Annotated in this window: 26 protein-coding genes; 15 read left to right on the forward strand and 11 right to left on the reverse strand. The window is 72.9% G+C overall.

Annotated elements, in window-relative coordinates; genetic code table 11:
- The first annotated feature begins 9 nt into the window (after positions 1 to 9).
- The 6 genes from ABZ321_RS01625 to sigB all read left to right on the forward strand — a co-directional run bounded on the left by ABZ321_RS01625 (position 10) and on the right by sigB (position 4,369).
- Positions 10 to 471, forward strand: a complete 462-nt coding sequence (locus ABZ321_RS01625) for a heme-degrading domain-containing protein (protein ID WP_344503206.1) — start codon at positions 10 to 12, stop codon at positions 469 to 471.
- 43 nt (positions 472 to 514) lie between these two features.
- Positions 515 to 961 carry a hypothetical protein gene (locus ABZ321_RS01630; RefSeq protein WP_344503207.1) on the forward strand — a complete coding sequence of 149 codons (447 nt, stop codon included), beginning with the start codon at positions 515 to 517 and terminating at the stop codon, positions 959 to 961.
- Between the two features lie 56 nt (positions 962 to 1,017).
- On the forward strand, positions 1,018 to 1,359 hold the full coding sequence (locus ABZ321_RS01635; RefSeq protein ID WP_344503208.1) for a hypothetical protein: 342 nt from the start codon (positions 1,018 to 1,020) through the stop codon (positions 1,357 to 1,359).
- Between the two features lie 17 nt (positions 1,360 to 1,376).
- On the forward strand, positions 1,377 to 2,840 hold the full coding sequence (locus ABZ321_RS01640; RefSeq protein WP_344503209.1) for a methyltransferase: 1,464 nt from the start codon (positions 1,377 to 1,379) through the stop codon (positions 2,838 to 2,840).
- Entirely contained in the window at positions 2,837 to 3,259 is a 423-nt protein-coding gene (dtd, locus tag ABZ321_RS01645; protein WP_344503210.1) for a D-aminoacyl-tRNA deacylase, read from the forward strand. The genes ABZ321_RS01640 and dtd overlap by 4 nt, the downstream gene beginning before the upstream one ends.
- 111 nt (positions 3,260 to 3,370) lie before the next feature.
- Entirely contained in the window at positions 3,371 to 4,369 is a 999-nt protein-coding gene (gene sigB / locus ABZ321_RS01650) for an RNA polymerase sigma factor SigB (RefSeq protein ID WP_354888516.1), read from the forward strand.
- Positions 4,370 to 4,724: 355 nt separating this feature from the next.
- Here the strand turns inward: sigB and ABZ321_RS01655 are convergent, their stop codons facing one another.
- The gene (locus tag ABZ321_RS01655) at positions 4,725 to 7,313 is read right to left on the reverse strand and encodes a GNAT family N-acetyltransferase (protein ID WP_354888519.1); all 2,589 of its coding nucleotides are present in this window, start codon (positions 7,311 to 7,313) and stop codon (positions 4,725 to 4,727) included.
- 40 nt (positions 7,314 to 7,353) lie between these two features.
- On the opposite strand from ABZ321_RS01655, the gene ABZ321_RS01660 reads away from it, so the two are divergent.
- Positions 7,354 to 7,623: a DivIVA domain-containing protein gene (locus tag ABZ321_RS01660; RefSeq protein ID WP_344503213.1), complete on the forward strand. Its 270-nt coding sequence runs from the start codon at positions 7,354 to 7,356 to the stop codon at positions 7,621 to 7,623.
- Between the two features lie 165 nt (positions 7,624 to 7,788).
- Here the strand turns inward: ABZ321_RS01660 and ABZ321_RS01665 are convergent, their stop codons facing one another.
- Positions 7,789 to 8,949: an acetoin utilization protein AcuC gene (locus ABZ321_RS01665; protein WP_354888970.1), complete on the reverse strand. Its 1,161-nt coding sequence runs from the start codon at positions 8,947 to 8,949 to the stop codon at positions 7,789 to 7,791.
- Between the two features lie 203 nt (positions 8,950 to 9,152).
- Between ABZ321_RS01665 and ABZ321_RS01670 the strand changes: the two genes are divergently transcribed.
- Complete coding sequence (locus ABZ321_RS01670) at positions 9,153 to 9,833, forward strand: metal-dependent transcriptional regulator (RefSeq protein WP_344503254.1); 681 nt, start codon at positions 9,153 to 9,155, stop codon at positions 9,831 to 9,833.
- Entirely contained in the window at positions 9,833 to 10,180 is a 348-nt protein-coding gene (locus tag ABZ321_RS01675; protein WP_344503215.1) for a helix-turn-helix domain-containing protein, read from the forward strand. Before ABZ321_RS01670 ends, ABZ321_RS01675 begins: the two co-directional genes overlap by 1 nt.
- Here ABZ321_RS01675 and ABZ321_RS01680 read toward each other — a convergent pair.
- Together ABZ321_RS01680 and ABZ321_RS01685 are read right to left on the reverse strand one after the other, a co-directional pair.
- On the reverse strand, positions 10,177 to 10,554 hold the full coding sequence (locus ABZ321_RS01680) for a hypothetical protein (RefSeq protein ID WP_354888523.1): 378 nt from the start codon (positions 10,552 to 10,554) through the stop codon (positions 10,177 to 10,179). The two genes, ABZ321_RS01675 and ABZ321_RS01680, sit on opposite strands and share 4 nt — an antisense overlap.
- A 44-nt stretch (positions 10,555 to 10,598) precedes the next feature.
- A complete protein-coding gene (locus ABZ321_RS01685; RefSeq protein WP_354888526.1) occupies positions 10,599 to 11,042 on the reverse strand; it encodes a hypothetical protein in 444 nt (147 codons plus the stop codon).
- Positions 11,043 to 11,379: 337 nt separating this feature from the next.
- On the opposite strand from ABZ321_RS01685, the gene ABZ321_RS01690 reads away from it, so the two are divergent.
- Positions 11,380 to 12,108: an NAD(P)H-binding protein gene (locus ABZ321_RS01690; RefSeq protein ID WP_354888529.1), complete on the forward strand. Its 729-nt coding sequence runs from the start codon at positions 11,380 to 11,382 to the stop codon at positions 12,106 to 12,108.
- 22 nt (positions 12,109 to 12,130) lie between these two features.
- On the opposite strand, the gene ABZ321_RS01695 is transcribed toward ABZ321_RS01690, so the two are convergent.
- Positions 12,131 to 13,177 (reverse strand): lysylphosphatidylglycerol synthase transmembrane domain-containing protein, encoded by a 1,047-nt coding sequence (locus tag ABZ321_RS01695; RefSeq protein ID WP_354888532.1) that lies wholly within the window; start codon positions 13,175 to 13,177, stop codon positions 12,131 to 12,133.
- A gap of 67 nt (positions 13,178 to 13,244) precedes the next feature.
- On the opposite strand from ABZ321_RS01695, the gene lhgO reads away from it, so the two are divergent.
- Entirely contained in the window at positions 13,245 to 14,426 is a 1,182-nt protein-coding gene (gene lhgO / locus ABZ321_RS01700) for an L-2-hydroxyglutarate oxidase (RefSeq protein ID WP_344503221.1), read from the forward strand.
- A gap of 17 nt (positions 14,427 to 14,443) precedes the next feature.
- Positions 14,444 to 14,977 carry a hypothetical protein gene (locus tag ABZ321_RS01705; RefSeq protein WP_354888535.1) on the forward strand — a complete coding sequence of 178 codons (534 nt, stop codon included), beginning with the start codon at positions 14,444 to 14,446 and terminating at the stop codon, positions 14,975 to 14,977.
- A 9-nt stretch (positions 14,978 to 14,986) separates the two neighbouring features.
- On the opposite strand, the gene ABZ321_RS01710 is transcribed toward ABZ321_RS01705, so the two are convergent.
- Positions 14,987 to 16,138 (reverse strand): acyltransferase, encoded by a 1,152-nt coding sequence (locus tag ABZ321_RS01710; RefSeq protein WP_354888538.1) that lies wholly within the window; start codon positions 16,136 to 16,138, stop codon positions 14,987 to 14,989.
- A 45-nt stretch (positions 16,139 to 16,183) separates the two neighbouring features.
- Between ABZ321_RS01710 and ABZ321_RS01715 the strand changes: the two genes are divergently transcribed.
- Complete coding sequence (locus ABZ321_RS01715; RefSeq protein ID WP_354888540.1) at positions 16,184 to 18,067, forward strand: hypothetical protein; 1,884 nt, start codon at positions 16,184 to 16,186, stop codon at positions 18,065 to 18,067.
- A 42-nt stretch (positions 18,068 to 18,109) separates the two neighbouring features.
- On the opposite strand, the gene ABZ321_RS01720 is transcribed toward ABZ321_RS01715, so the two are convergent.
- The 4 genes from ABZ321_RS01720 to ABZ321_RS01735 are packed head-to-tail and all read right to left on the reverse strand — an operon-like array spanning position 18,110 to position 20,205.
- Positions 18,110 to 18,706, reverse strand: coding sequence for a hypothetical protein (locus ABZ321_RS01720; RefSeq protein WP_354888543.1), 597 nt, complete (start codon positions 18,704 to 18,706; stop codon positions 18,110 to 18,112).
- A gap of 11 nt (positions 18,707 to 18,717) precedes the next feature.
- On the reverse strand, positions 18,718 to 18,972 hold the full coding sequence (locus ABZ321_RS01725) for a hypothetical protein (RefSeq protein WP_354888546.1): 255 nt from the start codon (positions 18,970 to 18,972) through the stop codon (positions 18,718 to 18,720).
- Positions 18,973 to 19,030: 58 nt separating this feature from the next.
- The gene (locus ABZ321_RS01730) at positions 19,031 to 19,423 is read right to left on the reverse strand and encodes a RidA family protein (protein WP_344503227.1); all 393 of its coding nucleotides are present in this window, start codon (positions 19,421 to 19,423) and stop codon (positions 19,031 to 19,033) included.
- Positions 19,423 to 20,205: an NAD(P)-dependent oxidoreductase gene (locus ABZ321_RS01735; RefSeq protein WP_354888549.1), complete on the reverse strand. Its 783-nt coding sequence runs from the start codon at positions 20,203 to 20,205 to the stop codon at positions 19,423 to 19,425. The genes ABZ321_RS01730 and ABZ321_RS01735 overlap by 1 nt, the downstream gene beginning before the upstream one ends.
- 82 nt (positions 20,206 to 20,287) lie before the next feature.
- On the opposite strand from ABZ321_RS01735, the gene ABZ321_RS01740 reads away from it, so the two are divergent.
- Positions 20,288 to 20,788, forward strand: a complete 501-nt coding sequence (locus tag ABZ321_RS01740) for a LysR family transcriptional regulator (protein WP_354888552.1) — start codon at positions 20,288 to 20,290, stop codon at positions 20,786 to 20,788.
- Positions 20,724 to 21,179, forward strand: a complete 456-nt coding sequence (locus ABZ321_RS01745) for a LysR substrate-binding domain-containing protein (RefSeq protein ID WP_354888555.1) — start codon at positions 20,724 to 20,726, stop codon at positions 21,177 to 21,179. Before ABZ321_RS01740 ends, ABZ321_RS01745 begins: the two co-directional genes overlap by 65 nt.
- Before the next feature lie 53 nt (positions 21,180 to 21,232).
- On the opposite strand, the gene ABZ321_RS01750 is transcribed toward ABZ321_RS01745, so the two are convergent.
- A complete protein-coding gene (locus ABZ321_RS01750; protein ID WP_344503230.1) occupies positions 21,233 to 21,772 on the reverse strand; it encodes a DUF6817 domain-containing protein in 540 nt (179 codons plus the stop codon).
- Positions 21,773 to 22,153 lie beyond the last annotated feature (381 nt).

Consider the following 22,153-nt stretch of genomic DNA (forward strand, 5'->3'; position numbering starts at 1 on the left):
GAGCCTTGCGTGGAAGACCTGATCGCCGAGCTTGAGGCGCAGGAGGAGCGGCTGCGGTTCACGCGGTTCGACAACGACGACGCCTGGACGCTGGGGTCGCTGCTGGTGCGTCTGGGCAAGGAGCGCGGGCTGCCGATCACGATCGACATCCGCCGGCACGGTCATCAGCTGTTCCACGCGGCACTGCCCGGCACGGCACCCGACAACGACCGCTGGATCGAGCGCAAGATCAGGGTCGTGGAGCGGCTGAACGCGTCCTCGTATCTGGTGGGGCGGCGGATGGCCGCGCAGGGCAAGGCGATGGACGCGGCGTACGGCGTCGACCCGGCCGACTACGCCACGCACGGCGGCGCGTTCCCGATCCGGGTCGTGGACGTCGGCGTCGTCGGGGTCGTGACCGTGTCGGGGCTGCCGCAAGCCGAGGACCACGCGCTCGTCGTCGAGGCAGTAGGGCTGTTCCTCGATAGATAGAGGGTTGTCTCAGCGCGCGGGCGGGCCGAGGATTCCGCGTGTGATGAAGCGACTTCTCGTGTGCGTCGCCGCCACCGCGGCCCTCGCACTGACCGGCTGCTCCGACGACGCGCCGACGAACAACGGCGCGGTCGCGGCACCCAGCGTGCAAGAGTCCCTGACGCCGCAGACCGGCCCGGCGCCGACCAAGCCCGGCGCGAGCCCGCAGGCGGGGTGCCCGGTCGACGCGGCGACGCTGGAGAAGGCGTTCGTGGCGAACCTCGACGTCTCCAACGCGGTCGACATCGGCAAGGGGCTGACCGACATCAGCTGCGCCGACGACTGGGCGACGGCGGTGACCCAGCCCGAGGCGATGGACAAGGCGACGGTCCTGTTCCAGTACGACACCGGGAAGAAGCAGTGGCTGGCGATCGCCGGCGGCACCGACGGCGCCTGCCGGTCGCACGTGCCGGCCGCGGTGGTCAAGAAGCTGAAGAACTGCGTCAGCTGACACCGGAGTTCGTGCGGGGGGCTAACGAAAAGTCCGGCTTTATGGTCACATAGGTCATGGAGCGTGAAGCACTGCTCCGGCTCCTCGACGAGGTGCCGGGGGAAGCGTTCGTGGCCTGCAAGGACGCGATCCGGGCCGGCGCGGAATACGTCGTGTGGGACGACACCGTGCCGGCCGATCAGCTCGCGCGCAGCTACTCGCGGCGGGCCCAGCACATGGCGAAGATCGGCACCCCGATGCTCGGCGGCGACGACGCGATCGCCCGGCTGCAGATCGCCGGCGGCCGGCCGCTGCGCATCGGCGAGGCGAAGGTCGAGGACCCGCCGACGCACTTCCAGCTCTTCCTCACCGCCGACGCCACGCGCGTCGTGGCCTGTTTAGGAATCGACCAACGTTGACGTAGCAGGATGTCAGGGTGGACGCACTGCTCGACGCCGACGGTCTCGCCCGGCTCCGCGAGGCGCTGACCTCCGCCCGGTACACCTCCCAGGGCATCAAGGACCTGCTGGGTGAGGCCGCGACGGCCGCCCTCGCCCGCAACGACTTCCGCGCCGCGCTCAAGCGCACCGAGGAGCAGCCCGGCCGGCTCGCCACCCTCGTGCGGCTCTTCGTGTGCGGCCAGACCTTGCCCTTGCCCGCCGTCGCCGAGGCGCTCGATCCCCTGCCGCTCGCCGCCGCGCTGCCGCTGCTGGAAGCGGATGGGGATGGCGTACGGGCGGCCGTCGAGCTGGAGCCGTACGGCGACTGGTGGGTCGTGGCCGACCTGTCCGCCGGGATGCGACCCGGGCGGCCGCTGCCCGGCGACCACGTGCTCGGCATCGGCGGCGCCTCCACCACGCTCGCCGCCGCCGCCCTGCGCGACCCGGTGGCCACGGCGCTCGACCTGGGCACCGGCTGCGGCGTGCAGGCGCTGCACCTGTCGACGCACGCGGCGAAGGTCACCGCCACCGACCTGCTCCCCCGCGCGCTGCGCTTCGCCGCGACGACCGCCGCCCTCAACGGCCTGGACTGGGAGCTGCTGCACGGGGACATGACCGCACCGGTCGCCGGGCGCCGCTTCGACCTGGTCGTGAGCAACCCGCCGTTCGTCGCCGGACCGGGGACGACGGACCACACGTACCGTGACTCCGGCCGCCCCGGGGACGCGGTCTGCGCCGAGCTCGTCGCCGCCGCCCCGGGCCTGCTCACCGACGGCGGTCACATGCAGTTCCTGGCCAACTGGCTGCACGTCAGCGGCGAGTCGTGGGAGGACCGGGTCGCCGACTGGCTCGCCGGGACCGGCCTCGACGCGTGGGTGATCCAGCGGGAGGTGTCCGACCCGGTCGCGTACGTCAACCTGTGGCTCTCCGACGCCTCCGTCGACCCCGTGCAACAGCCGGCCATCGCGGCGGCCTGGCTCGACTGGTTCGACGCGCGGAAGGTCGACGCGGTCGGGTTCGGCCTCATCACGCTGCGCGCCGGCGGCCACGACGACCCGACGGTGCGGATCGAGGACCTGCGGCAGACCGTCGACGGGCCGCTCGGGCCGCTGATCGGCGACTGGTTCGCCCGCCAGGACTTCCTGCGGTCGGGTGACCTGCTGGGCACGCGGTTCGCCGCGGCGCCGGGCCTCACCCTGCGGCAGGAGGCCACCCAGGGGCCCGACGGATGGGAGGTCGGCCGCCAGGTCCTCGCGCTGCCCGACGGGCTGCGGTGGCGCGAGGAGGTCGACCCGGTGGCCCTCACCCTCGTCGGCGCCTGCAACGGCTCCGTCACCTTGCGCGACCAGGTCGACGTCTTGGCGGCCGCGCACGATGTACCGCCGGACGTCCTCGCCGACGTGGCGGTCCCCCTGGTCGCCCACCTCGTGGAGCGCGGCATCCTGCTGCCCGCCTCGTGAGGGCGCTCGTACAGACGGTGAGCCGCGCATCGGTCACCGTCGACGACGCGGTCGTGGGGTCGATCGGCTCCGGCCTGCTCGTCCTGGTCGGCGTCACGCACACCGACGACTTGACGACGGCTGCGACCCTTGCCCGGAAGGTGCACGAGCTGCGCATCCTTCCCGAGGAGAAGTCCGCCGCCGACCTGGGCGCGCCGCTGCTGGTCGTCTCGCAGTTCACGCTGTACGGCGACGCGCGCAAGGGCCGCCGCCCCACCTGGATCGCCGCCGCCCGCCCGGAGGCAGCGGAGCCGCTCATCGAGGCGTTCTGCCAGCACCTGCGAGACCGGGGCGCAGTGGTGGAAACCGGGCGCTTCCGGACCCACATGCTGGTCGAGAGCGTGAACGTCGGACCCCACACGGTGATGCTCGAAATCTAGGACTCACGGATTCGTGCCACGGCTCGGCCGCCTCACCGCCACTTCACGCCCGCTGGGCGAAGCTTCTCCCGTAGGAATGATCGCGCCACTTGCACACGGGAGGCGAGCGAAGTGGCCCAGCCGCTGAGTGACACCACGGAGTTCAACGCAGTCGACGTCGAGACCGACGAGCAGCACGAGCCCCAGATCGACAACACGGGCGTCTCAGCGGACCTCGTTCGCGCATACCTCAACACCATCGGACGGACCAAGCTGCTCACCGCCGAGCAGGAGGTCGAACTCTCCAAGCGGATCGAGGCCGGGCTCTACGCGGAGGAGAAGCTCAGCGCGGGCGACGTCCACCCCGCCTGGATGAACACCTACGAGGTCGTCGTCCGCGAGGGCCGCGCCGCCAAGGCGCACCTGCTCGAGGCCAACCTGCGCCTGGTGGTCAGCATCGCCAAGCGGTACACCGGCCGCGGCATGGCGTTCCTGGACCTCATCCAGGAGGGCAACCTCGGCCTCATCCGCGCCGCGGAGAAGTTCGACTACACCAAGGGCTACAAGTTCTCCACGTACGCCACCTGGTGGATCCGGCAGGCCATCACCCGCGCCATGGCCGACCAGGCCCGCACCATCCGCATCCCGGTGCACATGGTCGAGCAGGTCAACCGCATGGTCCGGGTCCGCCGCGACCTCTCCGCCACCCTCGGCCGCGAGCCGGTCGTCGCCGAGATCGCCGCCGCCCTGGGCATCGAGGAGTACCAGGTCATCGAGCTGATCTCGTACGACCGGGAGCCGGTCAGCCTCGACCAGGCCGTCGGCGAGGACGGCGAGAGCGCCCTCGGCGACTTCGTCGCCCGCATCGACCCGCGCGAGGAGCCCGGCGACAGCGTCTCCCAGGGCATGCTGAAGTCCGAGGTCGAGATCGTCCTCTCCACCCTCTCCCAGCGCGAGCAGGCCGTGATCAGGCTCCGCTTCGGCCTCGACGACGGCCGCCAGCGCACCCTCGACGAGGTCGGCCGCGAGTTCGGCCTGTCCCGCGAGCGCATCCGCCAGATCGAGAAGGTCACCCTCCTGAAGCTCCGCCACCCGTCCCGCGCCAAGCGCCTCGAGGCCTACGCCAGCTGAGCTCCGTATCCGCGCACCTCGGCGCCTTGATCGACAGGAACCTGTGGCTGCGGCGACAGCCAGACGTCCCTGTCGACCAAGGCGCCGTCGTTCTACGGATCACGGCAGCGACGCGACGGCATGCGGCCGGATGCCGCCCCGGCACCAGGCGCCCAGATCGATCTTCGCGGTGATCGAAGGACGGATCCGGCCGCCCGTACGACCAGAACCGTCCTTGGATCACGGGACCGGGGCACCCCGCTGCTGGACGCAGGCGGGGGGGGCGGCCACCGGATGCGGCGCAGCCGCTGGCCCTGCCTCGCGTCTCGGCGCGGGCAGTGCGCCGCATTGGGATTCTCCGCGGAAGTACAGCTCCTCAGTACAGGCGGCGGGGGCCGCTGTCGGGGCGCGGCAGCGGGGACGTGAACGTGGCGGTCGCGTGAAGGACCGCCAGGCCTTCGGGGCGGGCCAGGATCGGGTTCAGGGACAGCGACGACACGGTCGGCTGGTCCTCGGCCAGGCGGCCGATGCGCAGCAGCAGGTCGGCGAGGGCGTCCAGGTCGACGGGTGCGGAGCCGCGGTACCCGGTCAGCAGCGGCGCGGCGCGCGGGGCCCGGACCAGGGCGGCCGCGTCGCGGTCGGTGAGCGGGGCGGGGCGCCACGCGCGGTCGCCGAGCAGGTCCGCCGCCTCACCGCCGAGGCCGAAGCCGACGACCGGGCCGAAGGCGGGGTCGTCCACGACCTCGACGACGCACGCGACGCCGGGGGCGACCATCGGCTGGACGAGGACCTCCACGCCGGCGCCGAAGAGGCGTTCGAGCTCCTGGTAGGCCTCCGTGACCAGGCCGGGCGACGTGAGGTTGAGCCGGACCGCGCCGAGGTCGATGCGGTGCCGCCACGGCTTCGTCGCGACCTTCAGGGCGACGGGCAGGCCCAGCGACTCGGCGACCGCCGGGACCGACGCGCCGGAAGCGCGCAAGGACGGGACCACCGGGATGCCGTACGCCGCGAGCAGCTCGTCCACGGAGTCCACAGAGTCCACAGAGGACGCAGAGGACGCAGAGGACGCAGCCGGGGCGGGCGGGAACGACGGCACGGTGCCGACGGGTTCGCGGCGCCAGGCGGCGTAGCGGGCGACGCGGCCCAGGGCACGCACCGCCTCCTCCACCGCCGGATACGTCGGCAGCGCCAACGGGTCGCCGGAGCGGTAGGCGGGCGCGACGGCGAAGGACGGGTCGGCGGGCAGGACCACCGCGAGGGGACGGCCGGGCTCCAGCGCGCGCAGCAGCTCCGCGACGCCGAGCTCGCCCGGGAGGGCCAGAGCGGGCGCGTAGGCGGCGATGACCGCGTCGGCCGAGTCGTCGGCGAGCGCTTCCCGCACGGCCTGGACGAAGTCCGCGTCGCCGACGGAAGGGCCGAGGTCGCGGACGGAGGCGACGCGCAGCCCGGCCGCCGGCGCCTTCGCGACGGTCAGGACGCCGAGGGCTGCGGCGTTGGTGACGACGGCGACGCGGTCGCCGGTCGGCAGGGGCTGGCCGGCGATGAGCAGGCCGACGTCGAAGAGCTCGGCGACCGTGTCGACGCGGATCACGCCGGAGCTGGCGAAGAGGGCGGCGACCCCGCGGGCGTCGGGGCCGGTGGCGACGGCGTCGAGGGCGGGCGGCCGCACGGGGCTCGCGACGGCGGCGACCGGTTTGCGCCGGGCCAGCTCGCGGGCGATGCGGGCGAACTTGCGCGGGTTGCCGAACGTCTCCAGGTAGAGCAGCACCGCGTCCGTCTGGGGGTCTTCGCGCCAGTACTGGAGGGCGTCGTTGCCGGACACGTCGGCGCGGTTGCCGGCGGACACGAAGGTCGACAGGCCGAGCCCCCGGCGGTCGGCCTCGGCGAGCAGCGCGGTGCCGAGCGCGGCGGACTGGCTGAAGAAGCCGACCCGGCCGCGGCGCGGCAGGAGCGGCGCGAGGGTCGCGTTGAGCTGGACGCCCGGGTCGGTGTTGGCGATGCCGAGGCAGTTGGGGCCGACGAGGCGCATGCCGCGGCTGCGGACGGCGCGCAGCAGGGCGGCCTGCGCCTCGGCACCGGCGGGTCCGGCCTCGGCGAACCCGGCGGACACGACGACGAGCCCGTGCACCCCGGCCGCGGCGCAGTCGGCGACGACGGAGGGCACCGCCTCCGCCGGTACCGACACCACCGCCAGATCCACGGGCTCCGGATGGCCGGCGAGGACGGGCACCGCCGGCAGGCCGCCGACGGTCGGCGCCGACGGGTGCACGGGGATGATCGGGCCGGCGAACCCGGCCGCCTTGAGGTGGGCGAGTATTGCGGCGCCGATGCCGGTGCCGTCGGCGCGGGCACCGTAGACGGCGACGCCCCGCGGGTTGAGCAGCCGGCCGATCGAGCGGGTCTCGGCGCGCTGCTCGCGGGCCCACTGCACGCGCATCGAGTCGGGGGTCGCCGCGATCGGGAACCACAGGTGCACGACGCCGTCGGCGAACTCGCGCTCGATGGAGAAGCCGGCGGCCATGAACACGCGCAGCATCGCCTGGTTGACCGGCAGGACGTCGGCCTCGAACTCGGTGATGCCCTCCTGCGACGCGGCGGCGACGAGGTGCTCGATGAGGACCGAGCCGATGCCGCGGCCCTGGTGCGCGTCCTCGACGACGAACGCGACCTCCGCCTGGTGCGAGCCGGCGCCGAGCCGCTCGTAGCGGCCGACGGCGATGAGCTCGCCGCCGTGCTCGATGACGAACGCCTCCCGGTCGTGGTGGTCGACGTTGACGAACCGGTCGAGGTCCCGCTGCGGGATCCGCGGGTACGCGGAGAAGTACCGCAGATACCTGGTCCGCTCCGAGAACCGCGAGTGCAGCGCGACGATCCGGTCGGCGTCGTCGGGCCGGATCGGTCGCAAGTGGACGGTCGTGCCGTCCGACAGCAGGACGTCCGCGGCCCGCTCCGGTGATTCGGTCACGCCTTCATGTTCGCACTGCCGGGTTTAGTACGGTGTTCGGATGATGCTCACCCCGGCCGACGTGCAAGCCGTCCGGTTCACGAAGGCGGCGTTCGGCAAGCGCGGCTATGACGAGGACGAGGTCGACGCGTTCCTGGACGTCGTCGCGCAGGCGCTGACCGCGCTGCACGACGAGCTGTCCACGCTGCGGGGCACGCCCTCGCCGGAGACCTCGTTCGGCACGTCGACGGCGGCCGAGTCGGCGATGCTGGCCGAGCTCGACCGGATCAAGCAGCGCCTGACCAGGCTCGAGGCCGTCGTGCGGCATTAGCTCGACCTTGTGCCGTTTGCCGCCGGTGTACGGCGTGGGCCACGGCCTGTGGCGTCGGCGTGCAGGTCCGGCCGTACGACGTCGGCCACGGCCGTCGGCGTCTACTTGACCGTGACGGTCCGGCGTACAGCGGCGGCCTGACGGTGACGGTCCTGCTGTTCGGCGTCAGTCGCGCGGGTCGTGGGGGTCGAGGCCGAAGAACGGGAACGCCGCCGCGCGGGTCGCCATGATCGCCCGGTCCACGGCGTCGGGGGTCTGGCCCGGCACCCACGGCGTCCACTCCCCCGACCCTCCGTCGGTCATCGACGTCGGCACGGGGTTGTTGGAGCGCTTGCTCGCCGCGAGCGACTGCCACGACGCCGGGATCGGCGTCTGCGGGTCGATGGCCTCGCCGGTGACGACCGCGAGCAGGTGCGTCCAGGCCCGCGGGACGCACTCGACGAGCGCGTACCCGCCGCCGCCGCTGGCGACCCACTTGCCGCCGGCCACCTCGGTGGCGAGGTCGCGCAGCGCGAGGTACGCGGCCCGCTGCCCGTCCACCGTCAGCCACAGGTTGGCCAGGGGGTCGTGCCGGTACGTGTCGGCGCCGCACTGCGTGAACAGCAGCTGCGGCCGGAACGCGCGCAGCACCCCGGGCACGACGGCGTGGAACGCGCGCAGCCAGGCGGCGTCGTCGGTGCCGGGCGGCAGCGCGACGTTGACCGCGGAGCCCTCCGCGCCCGGCCCGCCGGTCTCGTCGGGGTACCCGGTCCCCGGGAAGAGCGTCCGCGGCGACTCGTGGAGGCTGACGGTCAGGACCCGGGGGTCGTCGTAGAAGATCTCCTGGACCCCGTCGCCGTGATGTACGTCGATGTCGACGTACGCGACCCGCTCGGCCCCGAGCTCCAGCACGCGAGCGATCGCGACCGCGGGGTCGTTGTAGACGCAGAAGCCGGCCGCGCGGGCGGGCATCGCGTGGTGCAGCCCGCCGGCGATGCTGACGGCCCGGTCCGCCTCTCCGAGCCAGACCGCCTCCGCCGCGGCGCGGGTGGCGCCCGCGATGAGGGCGCTGGCGTCGTGCATGCCGGGGAACGTCGGGTTGTCCGACGTGCCGAGCCCCATGATGCTCAGCCGCCGGCCGGTCGACGCGGCACGGACCACGGCGATGTAGTCCGGGTCGTGGACGGTGCCGAGCACGTCGTCGCTCGCCGGCTCCGGCACCCGCAGCGTAACCCCTTCACGGTCGAGGACGCCCAGCTCACGGGCGAGCGCCATGGTCAGCTCGACCCGCACCGGATCGAGGGGGTGCTCGCCCATGTCGTACCGCAGCAGCGCGTCGTCCCACATGACCAGTGTGTTCACGTGACCGGCCCCTCCGTTCCACTGTGCGCGGGTACCCTGCGCGCGCCGGTAGGATTGCGTGAAGCGGTGACCCCCGCTTCCCACACCAGCTCGGCGACGACGGCACCGTCCAAGATCGCCTGGTTGGCTGTCACGTTCCAATCTTGACGTACGCGACGAGTACCATCGCGTACCGGGAGGGCAAGGCAGTGAACGACCTGGTCGATACCACCGAGATGTACTTGAAGACGATCCTGGAGCTCGAGGAGGAGGGCGTCGTCCCCAAGCGCGCCCGCATCGCCGAGCGACTCCACCAGAGCGGACCCACCGTCAGCCAGACCGTCGCCCGCATGGAGCGTGACGGCCTGCTGATCGTCGAGGGTGACCGCCACCTCGCGCTGACCGACGAGGGCCGCGTGCACGCGGTCGCCGTCATGCGCAAGCACCGCCTCGCCGAGCTGCTGCTGGTCAACGTGATCGGCCTGCCCTACGAGGAGGCGCACGAAGAGGCGTGCCGCTGGGAGCACGTCATGAGCGACGCCGTCGAGCAGCGGGTGTATGAGCTGCTGGGGCGCCCGACCCGCTCGCCGTACGGCAACCCGATCCCGGGACTGGAGAGCCTCGAGGGCAGCGCCACGCCCCACGACCTGTCCGACCCCGAGCGCAACCTCGCCTTCCCGGGCCTCGCCGGGGCCGTCGTGGTGAGCCGCATCTGCGAGAGCGTCCAGACCGACGCCGACGTCCTGCGCCAGCTCCACACCGCCGGCATCGACCCCGGCGCCACGGTCACCGTGGCCCAGGAGCGCGACGGCGTCAGCATCGACCGGGCCGGCGAGCGCATCCGGCTGCCCCGGGAGGTCGCGTCGCGGGTGTTCGTCGCGGCCCACTGATGCATCCCGGGTGCACGGTCCAGGAGCTGGTCGACCGCGTCGCCGGCAAGTGGAGCGTGTGCATCATGGTGGCCGCCGCCGACGGCCCGATCCGGTTCACCGAGCTGGAGCGGGCCATCACCGGCATCAGCCGCCGCATGCTGACCCTCACGCTGCGCAACCTGGAGCGTGACGGGATGCTCGTGCGGACCGTCTACCCGACGGTCCCGCCACGGGTCGAGTACTCCCTCACCCCCATGGCCGCCGAGCTGCACGCCGCCCTCCTCGCCATCACCACCTGGGCGGAACGCCACCGCGCCGACGTCGCCCAGGCCCGCGAACACTACGACGCCCGCACCACCGCCTAGCCACCCTCCGACCAGAACCGTCGCAGCCGGTCGAGCGCCTCGTCCCTGGTCATCGCCGCCACTGCCCGCTCATCCACGCCGACCCGCGTGATCAGCAGGTGCACGAGGTCGGCCGGCAGCGACGGCTGCCGGCGGACCGGCTCCCCCCGGTCCGGCCTGGCGCCGTCGCGCACGCAGGCCCAGAACTCGGCCTCCGACACCTGCAGCTGATCGCTCAGGATGTGCGCCCACAGCGCGGGCCCGTATCCGGTGCGGTCCGGCGGATGGGAGATCCTGGTCCGCAGCGTCCGCCCGTCCTTGAGCGTCAGTTCATAGATCAGGTGATGGGTCCCGGTGCGTCCGTGTGCGTCGCGGACGCGCACCCATCCGTCCACCTGACAGAACCGCTCGTGGTCCTGCCTGGTCGGCGCCGGATGCCTCATCTTCCCGGTCCGACCAGCCAGTCCCGGAGTTGCTCGTCGGTGCTGAGGCCGACGAGCTGGACGAGCCCCCAGTTGCCGGCGTGGTTCGGGGCGTCCAGGAGCCGGTCCTGCCAGTCCTCGGCGTACTCACGCAACGCATCGACCATCTCGTCGACGGCCACCCCGAACGTCGCCCCGTCGGCGGCGAGCGGGAGTCCGGGGATGAAGATCGACCACCCACCGGCCTCGGCGACGACCTCGGCCCTGGCCGGCACCGACGAGGCGAGGAGTGCCCGCAGGCGCTCCTGGTCGACGACCGCCGCGCTCCGGTGCTCCCGCTGAACCGTCACCACCCGCCCCCGCCCGGCGTCGTCGAGGAGGTCCTTGAAATGCGCTCTGGCCTCGGAATAGCTGGTGTAGTGCACGCAGTTCACGATCGACCCTCCGGCGAAGTACGTCAAGTACGTGACGTACGCTCGTCAGCGCAGGCACGCGCCCATCATGTGAGCACATGCCCTTAGACTGTTGGCATGATGTCGATGCCAGCACTCCCGCTCCGGCCTCTTACCCTGCAGGACGTTGCCGTCCTCGCGGACACACACGAGCATCGGTTCGAGCTGGCTGAGGGGAATCTCGTCGTCATGCCACCAGAGAGTTGGAGGCACCAGCAGATCAGCGCGCTTCTCGGCGTATGGCCGGGAGCCGCTCGACGAGTTGCTCGCCGGTGAGGTGCCGGACCTGGACTGAGACGGTGGCCACACCGTGTCACGTTCTCGGAGCCGGGGCGTCAAGTAGGCCATGAAGCGAACAGTGCTCGTCACCGGGGCGACCGGGACGCTCGGGCGGGACGTGGTTGCCGTCCTGCGGGAACGTGGACATGACGTGCGGGGGCTCAGCCGGTCGAAGCCGGGCTACGTGCACGGCGACCTGCTCACCGGGGCGGGAATCGACGAGGCCCTCCGAGGGGTCGACGTGGTCGTGCACGCGGCCACCGACGGGCGGCGGGACGTGGCCGCCGCGGGCAAGCTGATCGAGGCGATGCGGCGGGCTCCAGGAAAGCCGGAGCTGGTGTTCGTGTCGATCGTCGGGGTCGACCGGATCCCGTTCGGCTACTACAACGCCAAGGTGGCCATCGAGAAGATGGTGGCGGAGTACGGCGGGACGAGCTTCCGGGCGAGCCAGTTCCACGACCTGGTGCTGACGATCGCGAAGGGTATGACGAGGCTGCCGCTCGTCGGGTTCTATCCGGCGTTCGACCTGCGGCCGGTCGAGGTGCACGACGTGGCGGTGCGGCTCGCGGAGATCGTCGAGGGCGAGCTGCCGGCGACGCCCGCCGACCTGTCCGGGCCGCAGCGGCGCAGCGCCCGTGACCTGTGGCGGGTGTACCTCGGGCGGGCCGGGAAGCGGCGGCTGCTGATCCCGGTCAGGCTGCCGGGCAAGGCGTTCCGGGCGCTGCGCGGCGGGGCGGGGACAGGCCCCGGCGGCGGCACCGGCACGTGGGAGGAGTACCTGGCCCGGAAGCTGTGACCGCGGCCCGGCCCCACGAGGCTCAGGACTGCGACGGCGACTGCGACGGCGGCGCGGGTGCCTGCGAGGGTGCCGGCGCCGGCGAGGGTGACGTCGCGTGGCGGATGCGGCGCAGGCCCACGGCGCCCGCGACGCCGGCGGCGGCCACGTCGGCGACGGTGAAGAGCAGGCGCGACACGAGCGTCAGGGCCCACGCCGTCGCCCACGGCACGCCCAGGCCGGCCAGGGCGATCGCCATCAGGAACTCGCGGGCGCCCAGGCCCGAGGGGGCCACGATGACGAACGTGCTGATGCTCATCGCGAGGGCCATCGCGAAGACGCTGCCGGTGAGGCCGGACAGGCCCGGCAGGTGCGAGCGGACCAGCAGCCAGACGTGCAGGCCGGCGGTGACGTAGCCGGCCACGCACCACGCGACGCTGGAGAGGATCGGGCGCCAGGTGATCGGCCGGTCCAGCGGCGGGCGGCGCAGCACCCGCATGGCCCGCCCGACGATCCACGTCAGCAGCGGCGGGTAGCAGCAGGCGACCGCGAACGGCAGCAGGATCACCGACGCCCAGACGGCGACGGAGCCGAAGACCTCGTGTCCCGAGGCCTTGACGCCGTCGAGGGCGGTGCCGAAGCCGGGGGTGGTCAGGATCAGCCCGGACGTGACGCCGAGGCCGCTGACCAGCACCGAGCCGATGAACACCTTCGAGCGGGAGACGCCGGCGCGGCGGCCGAGCTCCATCTGCACGACATATGCCCACACCGAGCCGGGCAGGTACTTCCCGAGGGAGCCGACCAGCATGATGGGGGCGGCGTCGCGGACCCGCAGCGGGTGGTCGATGCTGCCGACCATCGCCCGCCACGCCATCATCGTCGTCCACAGGGAGACGACGGCCGCGAGGAGCGACGCGATCAGCGACGGCCACGACAGGGCGCGGAACGTCGCCGCCACATCGGACCATTGCCGGACCGTGGTGGCGACGATGAAGTAGACGATGCCGGCGGCGGCGAGGATGCGCACGGCGGTGATCAGGCGGGCCCGCCACGGCTTGGCTGGTGCCACTTCGACGACAGGCTGACCCACGGTCGGGAACGCTAGCACGGCTAGGATGCGAGGTACCCAGCGCCAATCAGGGGCTTGAGGAGGCAGCGTGCGGTTCGTGGTCATCGGTGGTGGGATCGTCGGCCTGGCCACGGCGCACCGGATCACCCTGGAGCACCCGGACGCCGAGGTCACGGTCGTGGAGAAGGAGCAGCGCTGGGGCGCGCACCAGACCGGGCACAACTCCGGCGTCATCCACGCGGGCGTCTACTACAAGCCCGGCAGCCTCAAGGCCACGCTGTGCAAGGCGGGCAGCGCGTCGATGGTGGACTTCTGCCGGGAGCACGGCATCCCGCACAAGGTGACCGGCAAGCTGATCGTGGCGACGGAGGAGTCCGAGCTGCCGCGGCTGCGCAGCCTGCACGAGCGGGCCGTGGCCAACGGGCTGCCGGCGAGGCTGGTCGACGCCGCCGAGGCGCGGGAGCTCGAGCCCGAGGTCGCCTGCGTGCAGGGCATCCACGTCGCCTCGACGGGCATCGCCGACTTCGGCGCCGTGTGCGAGACCCTCGCGACCCTGCTGGAGAAGGCCGGCGCGACGCTGCGCCTCGGCGCGCGGGTGAGAGGCATCTCCACCCTGCACGGCGAGACGGTCGTGCACACGGAGGTCGGCGACATCTTCGCCGACGTGCTCGTCAACTGCGCCGGCCTGCACGCCGACCGGGTCGCGAAGATGGCCGGCATCACCCCGCCCGCCCGGATCATCCCGTTCCGCGGCGAGTACTTCGAGCTGCGACCCGAGCGCCGCCACCTGGTGAACGGCCTGATCTACCCGGTGCCGGACCCGCAGTTCCCGTTCCTCGGGGTGCACCTGACGAAGATGGTCGACGGCAGCGTCCACGCCGGCCCCAACGCGGTCCTCGCCACCGCCCGCGAGGGCTACTCGTGGTCCCGCGTCCGCCCCGGCGACGTCGCCGACACGATCGCCTACCCCGGCATGTGGCAGCTGGCCCGCAAGCACCTGCGGTACGGGCTCACCGAGGTCCGCCGCTCCTTGTCGAAGAAGCGGTTCGCCGAGAGCCTGGCCCGCCTGGTGCCCGCGGTGACGACCGCCGATCTCGTTCCGGCGTCGGCAGGTGTACGGGCACAGGCCATCACCCGGGAAGGCGCCCTCGTCGACGACTTCCTCATCGTCGCCGAGGGCCGGCAGGTGCACGTCCTCAACGCCCCCTCCCCGGCCGCGACCAGTTCTCTGGAGATCGCGAAGTACATCGTCGACCGCCTGCCGAAGTAGGCGGTAGGGTGCGCGTCGTGCGAAGGGTTGTCGCGGCGCTCACGGCGCTGCTCGTGCTCACCGGCTGCGACGACGCCGGCGCGAGCCCGGCCGCCGCGACCCCGTCCACCGCCCCGGCGGCGGCCTCCGGCGGCGCCTGCCAGCTGCTCGACTTCCCGGTCGTCAACGCGAAGCTCGGCCTGCAGTACGGCGTTGCCGCCGCGGCGACACTGGAGAACACGTTCACCTGCGTCCTCCAGCCGCAGAAGACCCCGCTCCCCGACCTGATCCTGTCGGTCAGCGCCACCACCATCGGCCCCGACATCTACGCCACCGCCGTCCAGCCGAAGGGCGCCGCCCCGGTCCAGGGCCTCGGCGCCGCGGCGTACCAGCGGCAGTCCCCCGCCGCGGAGGGCACCGGCCCGGCCGTCGAGGTCGGCTGGCTGGCCGGCAACAAGCGCATCATCCAGCTGACGGTCCACCTCCCCGCCGGTACCGGCGACGACAAGGCGGCGGAGCTCCTGCCGAAGCTCGTGGACCTCGCCAAGCTGATCGACCTCAGCAGCCTCTGACCGGCGGGTTCAGCGGTCGGCGGTCACCACGTCGCGGGTGACCTGGCGGACCGGCGGGGCGGCCACCGGGCGCCGGGGGTGCGGCGGGGTCCAATGCTTGAGGCGCAGGGCCGGGCGCTCGACGAGGTGCCAGGAGACGGCCGCGAGCAGGGCCGTGGCCAGGGCCGACGCCATGACGTACGCGGGCAGGCCCCACTGGTGGACGCCGAGGGCGGCGAGGGTCTGCTGGGTCGGGAAGGCATAGATGTAGATGCCGTACGAGTAGTCGTGGGTCCGGCCGATCCGGTGGGTCCACGACGGCAGGGAGCAGGCGGCCCACAGCAGCAGGTAGGCGAGCGCCGGGTAGCCGAGCACGGGGAAGGCGCCGAACCGGAGCGTGGCCAGCAGCAGCGCCGCCGCGGCCGCCGCCAGCGCCGGGTGCGCCGGGATGCGGTCCTGGTACAGCTGCGCCGACGCACCCAGGAGAAACAGGAAGCCCAGGTAGATGAGCAGCTGGGTGTCGAGCGACCCGAAGAAGGGGATCGGCCCGAACGACCCGCGGGGGTGCGGGACGGTGTGCGTCTCGGGCAGCTGGTGGAGGAGGTCGCTGAGCAGGACCGAGTAGGTGCCGGCGGTCAGCAGCAGGACGAGTCGCGGGGAACGGCGGACCACGCCGCAGGCGGTGAGGGCGGTGAGCACGCCGTACCAGAACAGCTCGAACGACAGGCTCCACAGCGACCCGTTCACGACGGAGACGCCGCCGGTGAGCCGGCCGTAGGGCGTGTCGGTGAACAGCGTGCCGATGCCCCACTGGTGCGGCTGCCCGAGGGCGTTGTGCCGGGCGAACGCCAGCGCCGCGGGGAACGTCGCGAAGCAGCCGGCGCAGGCGGCGGTGACCAGCAGGCACGCCCACAGGCCGGGGAAGATCCGCAGGCACCGGTGCCAGGCGAACCGGACGGCGCCCAGGCGGCCGGCGCTCGCCGTGACGAGGAAGCCCGACAGGACGAAGAACCCGTCCACCGCCAGGGCGCCGAGGTCCGCCTGACCGCCGGTGAACCCCAGCCCCGGTGTCGCCCGCCCCAGCCCGAGCGGCCACGAGTGTCCTACCAGGACCGCGAGGGCCAGGCACAGCCGCAGGAAGCCGAGCGCATTCGAGCGGGGCGAGTACCGATCAGCCAACACATCCTGACAAACGACCAGATGCCCGACTTCGTCGTTAAGTGAGTTGTGTCAGTATCCTCACCCCCGAAGACGGACACCCTTCTCCCCCACACGTCGCCGAAGCCGGACGCCACACCCAAGCAACTGGTCACCGCCGCGCTGGTCGCGGCCGCCTGGCTGGTCATCGCCCTGCTGTACCTCGCCGGGGTCGCGTACGTCGTCCCGCCGCTGCTCCTCGTCGCCACCGCGGCGCTCCTGCGCGGCGGCCGGACCGTCCTCGACCGGATCATGCTCGCCATGGGCCTGCTGCTCGGCCTCACCTGCCTCGGCGCGCTGGTCTTCGCCGTCTGGCCGTGGGGCCTGCACCCGGTGACCGCCGGCGGCACCGCCGCCACCGCCCTGATCGTCGCCGCCGCGAAGACCGGCCGCCGCCCGCGGCTGCCGCGCCTCGGACCCACCGACGCGATCGCCGCGCTCGCCGTCGCCGCCGTCGGCGCGATCGTCGCCTGGCCGCTGCTGCGCGACGGCCGGACGGGCCGCCTCGCGCAGGTCATGGAGGGCGAGGACCTCGCCCGGCACGCGGCGCTCTTCGACGCGATCCGCCACGCCGGCGGGTACCTCTTCCAGCACCCCGGCCAGGGCAGGACGCTCGTCTACGAGGGGATGGTGTCCTACCCGCAGGGCTCGCACCTGACCGCCGCACTGCTCGACGGGTTCGCCAGGTCGTCCGCCGTCGGCATGGGCACCGGCACCGGCATGTTCGACCACTACCTGGCCTTCGTCACCGGTGGCTACCTGCTGCTCGTCGCGACCATCGTCTGGGCCGCGCAGTGGATCGGCGCCGGCGGCCTGACCCCGGCGCGCACCGCCGTGCTCGCGGCCGGGATCGCCGGGCTGTGCGCGTTCGGCGAGCCGCTGGACCTCGTCCGGTTCGGCTACCCGAGCCAGGTCCTCGGCCTGGCGGAGGCGCTCATGCTCCTCACCGTCCTCGTCCGGCCCGTGCCCCGCCCGCGGCAGCAGCTGCTGCTCGTCGCGGCGCTGCTGGCGGCGGTCGGGTTCACGTACTACCTGTACCTGCCCCCGGTCGGCCTGGCCGCGATCCTGTGGCTCATGCGGGAGCGCCGCAACCACCGCATGCGCCGCATCCCCGCCGTCGCGCTCGCGATCGCCGTCACCAGCGCCGTGCCCCTCGCCATCGGCGTCCTCGTCGCCGGCCAGGCGGGTGCGCTGCTCAGCGTCGGCTCCCTCCGGCTCGGCCGCGAGGGCCTCGCCGTCCTGCTGTGTGTCGTCGCGTCGGGCCTGCTGACCAGGCGCGGCCGCAGGAGCCGGATCTGGCGCTCGTACGCCCTGACGTTCGTCCCCGTGGCCGGCTTCGCCACCGGGATGCTGGCGGTGCAGCGCGTCTTCGGCTCGGGCAGCGGCTACTACGCCAACAAGGCCCTGTTCCTGGTCCTGGTGCTGCTACTGGCCGGCCTCGGCGCCCTGGCCCTGCACCTCCCCCGGCGGCCGCTGGGCTCGCCGCATCTGCGGACCGCGTCGGTGCTGATGGCGATCGTCGCCCTCATCGGCGGCGAACGGGCGGGCGACCAGCGCGACCACCTCGACACCCAGCGGACCTGGCTCGCCGGCGCGGCCGCTGACCAGGTCGCCTACGCCAGGGCCGCCCTGGCCCTCGCCCCCGGCGACCCGACCGTCGTGATCGGCGACGACCCCGGCTACGACTCCTACCGCCTGACCCTCTTCATCTCCACGCTGCACCGCACCTCCGGCGAGATGGCGGGCGCCACCTACCACATCGGCCCGATCAACTCCCCGGACCGCCTCGACGCCGTCGTGGTGCGGATGCCGGGCCCGATGCGCCTGCTCGCCCTCACCGACGACGCGTACACCCGCGCCGAGGCACTCCGCGACCGCCACCCGGCCGTCGCGATCGACATCGTCCGCCCCTGAACCCCGTTCCGCGGCGTGACCGCCGCGGAACGGGGGTGCGGCCTACTTCGTGGGCTTGCGCAGCGCCTTCAGCGACGCGTGGGCGGACTTGGCCGCGGCGCGGACCGGCTGGACCTGGGAGCGCAGGGCGTCGCCGTCGGAGCCCGGCTTCAGGGCCAGGAGGGCGTCGACCTTGCCCTTCAGGGTGGCCTCGACCGCGTCCAACTTCGCGGTGTCGGCGCCGGGGCGCGAGCGCAGCGCGGCGATGACGGCGAGCTCGGTGTCGATGGCGGCGGTGAGACGCACCTTCGGGCCGGTGAGGACGAAGACGCGGTAGTCGAAGACCATCGACTGGGCGTCGGCCTTGACGGCGGCGGCGGTCGTCTCGCCCTGGACCTTCGTGCGCAGGGCGGTCAGGCCGGTGCGCTGGTCGGCGATGAGCTTCGTGAGGGTGTCGCGGTGGCCGGACTGGACCTGCTTCGCGCCGGCCAGGTTGGTCTCGAACTTCTTCAGCGCGTCGAGCCGCTTGTCGATGCGGCCGGCGACGGCGGTCTTGGCCCCCTCCAGCGTCGCGGCGCGCGCGGACGGCTCGGCCCAGGCGGCGCCCGGGACGAAGACGGCGGCGAGCACAAGGGTCAGGGCGATCAGGGTGCGCTTCATCAAGGTCCCTCTCAGTCTTCGTCGTCGGCGGGCTGGGCGTCGCCGGACAGTTGCTGCTCCACCTGGTCGAGCAGCTGGTCGACATCCCCGGCGGTGCCGCTGGTACCGGCGGTGCCGGCGGTGCCGGTCGAGGTGGTGGCGGCGGCCGGCGCGGCCGGCGTCTGGGTCGAGACCGCGGCTGGCTGATGGCCGCGCCGCTGCTGGCGCCCGCACCCGCCGGCGAACAGCAGCACGACCGCGAGCGCGACGGCGATGGTTCGTCTCATGGGGGACATGGTGCGTCCCGCGGGTAAGCGCACCCCGCGGGACAACGTAAGGATCAGGTCAGAGCGCCGCGACCACCTCCACCTCCAGCAGCGCCCCGTCGCGGAAGAGCCGGGACACCTCGACCGTGGTGCTGGTCGGCGGCGGGCCGGTGAAGACGGCGCGGCGGACCTGGCCGTACAGGGGCAGCATCGCCATGTCGGTCAGGTACGTCCGGACGTTGACGACGTCCGCGAAGGTGGCGCCGTGCGCGGACAGCAGCGCGCCGATCAGCTCGAACACGCGGGTGGCCTGGGCGACCATGTCACCCGGGCCGACGAGCGCGCCGTCGTCGTCGAGGGCGATCTGACCGGACAGGAACAGCAGCGCGCCGGTGCCGGCGTCGATGCGGGCGACGTGCGAGTACGCACCGACAGGTGCCGCCACGCCGGACGGGTTGTCAAGGACGAGCATCAGGTTCCTTTCGGGGATGAGACGGCGATCGTGGACAGGTCGGCCGAGGGGTCGGCGGCCGCGAGGTGCCGGCCGGCGGCGAGCGCGACCGGCAGGTCCCGGCCCGCGACGCTCAGGGCGAGGTCCTTGGCCGCCAGCCGGACCGGGAAGCGAGCCTTGCCGGACAGGCGCTGGACGGCGTTGCCCAGCGGGCCGGACCCCAGCGCGTCCAGGGCGTCGGCGCGCGGCACCCCCAGGTCGTCGGCGACCTGCAGCGCCTCGGCCAGCGCGGCCAGCGCGGTCACGAGCGCGGTGTTGAGCACCACCTTCATCGCCGCGCCGCCGCCCGACGGGCCGCACCGGCGGACGTCCCCGAGCGTGGCGAGCACCGGTGCGACCCGGTCGACGGCGGCGTCCGTGCCGCCGGCGAAAATCCTCAACGTCCCGCCCTCGGCGGCGCCGGTGCTTCCGGCCACGGGGGCGTCGACCAGGTCCACGCCGGCGGGCAGGGCGGCGGCGAGCTCACGGACGGCGTCCGGGCCGATCGTGGACATCTCGACGAGCGTCGCCCCGGGCGGCAGCTCCGCAGCACCGACGACGGACATGACGACGGGGCCGTCGGTGAGCATCGTGATGACGACGTCGGCGTCCCGGACGGCCTCCCGCGCGGACGCGGCGACGGCGACGCCCTCGACGGGGCGCGGCGTGCGGCTCCACCCCGTGACGGGGAACCCGTGCGCGGCCAGCCGGCGGGCGATCGGCGCCCCCATGCTGCCGAGCCCGAGCACAGCGATCTTCTGCATGCGTCCGACCGTATTGGCGCACGACCGATGCGACCAACGAATGTCTGGCATCGCCGCCATGCGGTGTGGGAATGTCTGGAGCGTGCAGACGGAGATGCTGGAGGTGTTCCGGGAGGTCGCCCGGCAGCGCTCGATCACCGCCGCCGCGGCGACCCTGCGCTACACGCAGTCGGCGGTGTCCCGGCAGGTCGCGGCGCTGGAGCTGGAGGTCGGGGCGCGCCTGTTCGACCGGCTGCCGCGCGGGGTCGCGCTCACCGAGGAGGGCCGCTGCCTGCTGGAGCACGCGACCGCCGTCCTCGACCGGCTCGCCCTGGCCCGGCGCGAGGTCACCGCCGTGCACGCGGGCACCGCCGGCCGCCTGCGGGTGGGCGCGTTCGCGACCGCCGACGCGGCGCTGGTCCCGCGCGCCCTGGCCCGCTTCCGCGCCGGCCACCCGGATGTCCGCCTGTCACTCATCGAGGGCGTCACCGGCCGTCTCCTGGCCGCGCTCCTCGCCGGCGACGCCGACGTGGCCCCTGGTGACGACGAGCGCCGACCGCCCGTTCGACGACCCGCGCTTCACCACCCACCACATCCTGGATGAACCCGTCCTCCTCGCGGTCCCCCAGCACCACGAGTTGGCGTCAGCGGCGTCGGTACCGCTGGCCGCGCTGGCGGACGAGGCGTGGATCGCGGGCTCGGCCGCCCCGGAGGAGACCCTGCTCGGCCCGAGCGTGCGGCTCGGTTTCCGCCCCAGGATCGACTTCGTCGCCGCCGAGTGGACCGCCAAGCTCGGCTTCGTCGCCGCCGGCCTCGGCGTGACCCTCGTGCCCGCCCTGGCCGCCCGCGCCGCCCCCGCCGACGTCCGCCTGCTCCCCCTCGACCCCGCCGAGGTCCCACCCCGCACCGTCCTGGCCGCCACCCTCGCCGGCCGGACGACGCCCGCGACGGTCACCGGTTTCCTGGCCGTCCTCCGGGACCTCGCCGCCACCTGAGCGCGGTCTCGCTCCCCATACGACGCCGAGGCTCGACGATCAGTACATCGGCTTCACTGACGCGATCCCATCAACCGCTGGATCTCGTCCGCCACCTCGGGCGACGTCGATGGCGCCCAGCGGGCGAAGAGGTCGCGGAAGTAGTCGCCGTGCTTGACCAGCAGCGCCGGATTCTGCTCGATGACGTCGAGTTCGTTGACGATGCTCAGATCCACGAACGGCCCGATGTGACGGGGTTCGAGGACGCGTTCCTGCCCGATGAAGCGGTCATGCACGGTGGAGTTGGTGACCAGATCCGGCCAGGTACGGTCACGGTCACAAGCCCCGTACAGATAGACCAGTTCCTCGGCCTCCAGGCCGATCACGGATCGGAGCAGGTCCCGGTCGGTCCAAACGATCAGCGCCAGGTCGAACCCGTCAGTGCTGTAGGCAGCGTGGGTGAGACCCGCCAGTCGCACGTGTGGGGCGGCACCGACCGCCGCGAGGCGCTGCTCCACCCGGCACAGGTGGGAGTAGAGCGTGCCGCCGGGATGCTCGATCGATTCCGCGCCATGGTCTCGCAGAAACGCCCGCGCCGCGCTGTCGAAGGTCATAGGCGTGACCCTAAGCGATTCGACGCGCACCGGGTGTTCCCGTAACCTGCCTCGGACGCGTCCTGAGGAACGGAATGTCCCCCGGACGGTAGCGTCCGGGAGACATCCCTTCAGTCGGTCTCAGCTGTACCTGACCGATCTTGGGGTGTCCCCCACACCTACGGGGTCCCCCCGACGAAAGAGAGCGTCCCTCCTGCGGTCGGTCGCGATTCTCGATGTCGGGCTCGGCCAATCCATCGCCCGCGCTCCGGGCCGCCCGGCGCCGCGCCGCTGCTCGGGTTACGGCGGTGTCGCTCCTCCTCAGGTGGCGACGGCACCAGGACCGCTCCGGCGCAAACTGGTGCTGGAGGGCATCGACGAGTAGTGCCCCAACCTCGGGTT

It is taken from the genome of Dactylosporangium sp. NPDC006015, from assembly GCF_040614215.1.
Lineage (GTDB): Bacteria > Actinomycetota > Actinomycetes > Mycobacteriales > Micromonosporaceae > Dactylosporangium > Dactylosporangium maewongense.

What these genes read in the sequence shown, in the direction of transcription:
- ABZ321_RS01665 (WP_354888970.1), bottom strand. Translation starts at nt 8,949, where the DNA reads ATGTGGGACGACGCGCTGCTGCGGTACGACATGGGCGAGCACCCCCTC.
- ABZ321_RS01660 (WP_344503213.1), top strand. Translation starts at nt 7,354, where the DNA reads ATGATGCTCACCCCGGCCGACGTGCAAGCCGTCCGGTTCACGAAGGCG.
- ABZ321_RS01630 (WP_344503207.1), top strand. Translation starts at nt 515, where the DNA reads ATGAAGCGACTTCTCGTGTGCGTCGCCGCCACCGCGGCCCTCGCACTG.
- ABZ321_RS01635 (WP_344503208.1), top strand. Translation starts at nt 1,018, where the DNA reads ATGGAGCGTGAAGCACTGCTCCGGCTCCTCGACGAGGTGCCGGGGGAA.
- ABZ321_RS01730 (WP_344503227.1), bottom strand. Translation starts at nt 19,423, where the DNA reads ATGCTCGTCCTTGACAACCCGTCCGGCGTGGCGGCACCTGTCGGTGCG.
- ABZ321_RS01720 (WP_354888543.1), bottom strand. Translation starts at nt 18,706, where the DNA reads ATGAAGCGCACCCTGATCGCCCTGACCCTTGTGCTCGCCGCCGTCTTC.
- ABZ321_RS01725 (WP_354888546.1), bottom strand. Translation starts at nt 18,972, where the DNA reads ATGAGACGAACCATCGCCGTCGCGCTCGCGGTCGTGCTGCTGTTCGCC.
- ABZ321_RS01750 (WP_344503230.1), bottom strand. Translation starts at nt 21,772, where the DNA reads ATGACCTTCGACAGCGCGGCGCGGGCGTTTCTGCGAGACCATGGCGCG.
- ABZ321_RS01735 (WP_354888549.1), bottom strand. Translation starts at nt 20,205, where the DNA reads ATGCAGAAGATCGCTGTGCTCGGGCTCGGCAGCATGGGGGCGCCGATC.
- ABZ321_RS01675 (WP_344503215.1), top strand. Translation starts at nt 9,833, where the DNA reads ATGCATCCCGGGTGCACGGTCCAGGAGCTGGTCGACCGCGTCGCCGGC.
- ABZ321_RS01690 (WP_354888529.1), top strand. Translation starts at nt 11,380, where the DNA reads ATGAAGCGAACAGTGCTCGTCACCGGGGCGACCGGGACGCTCGGGCGG.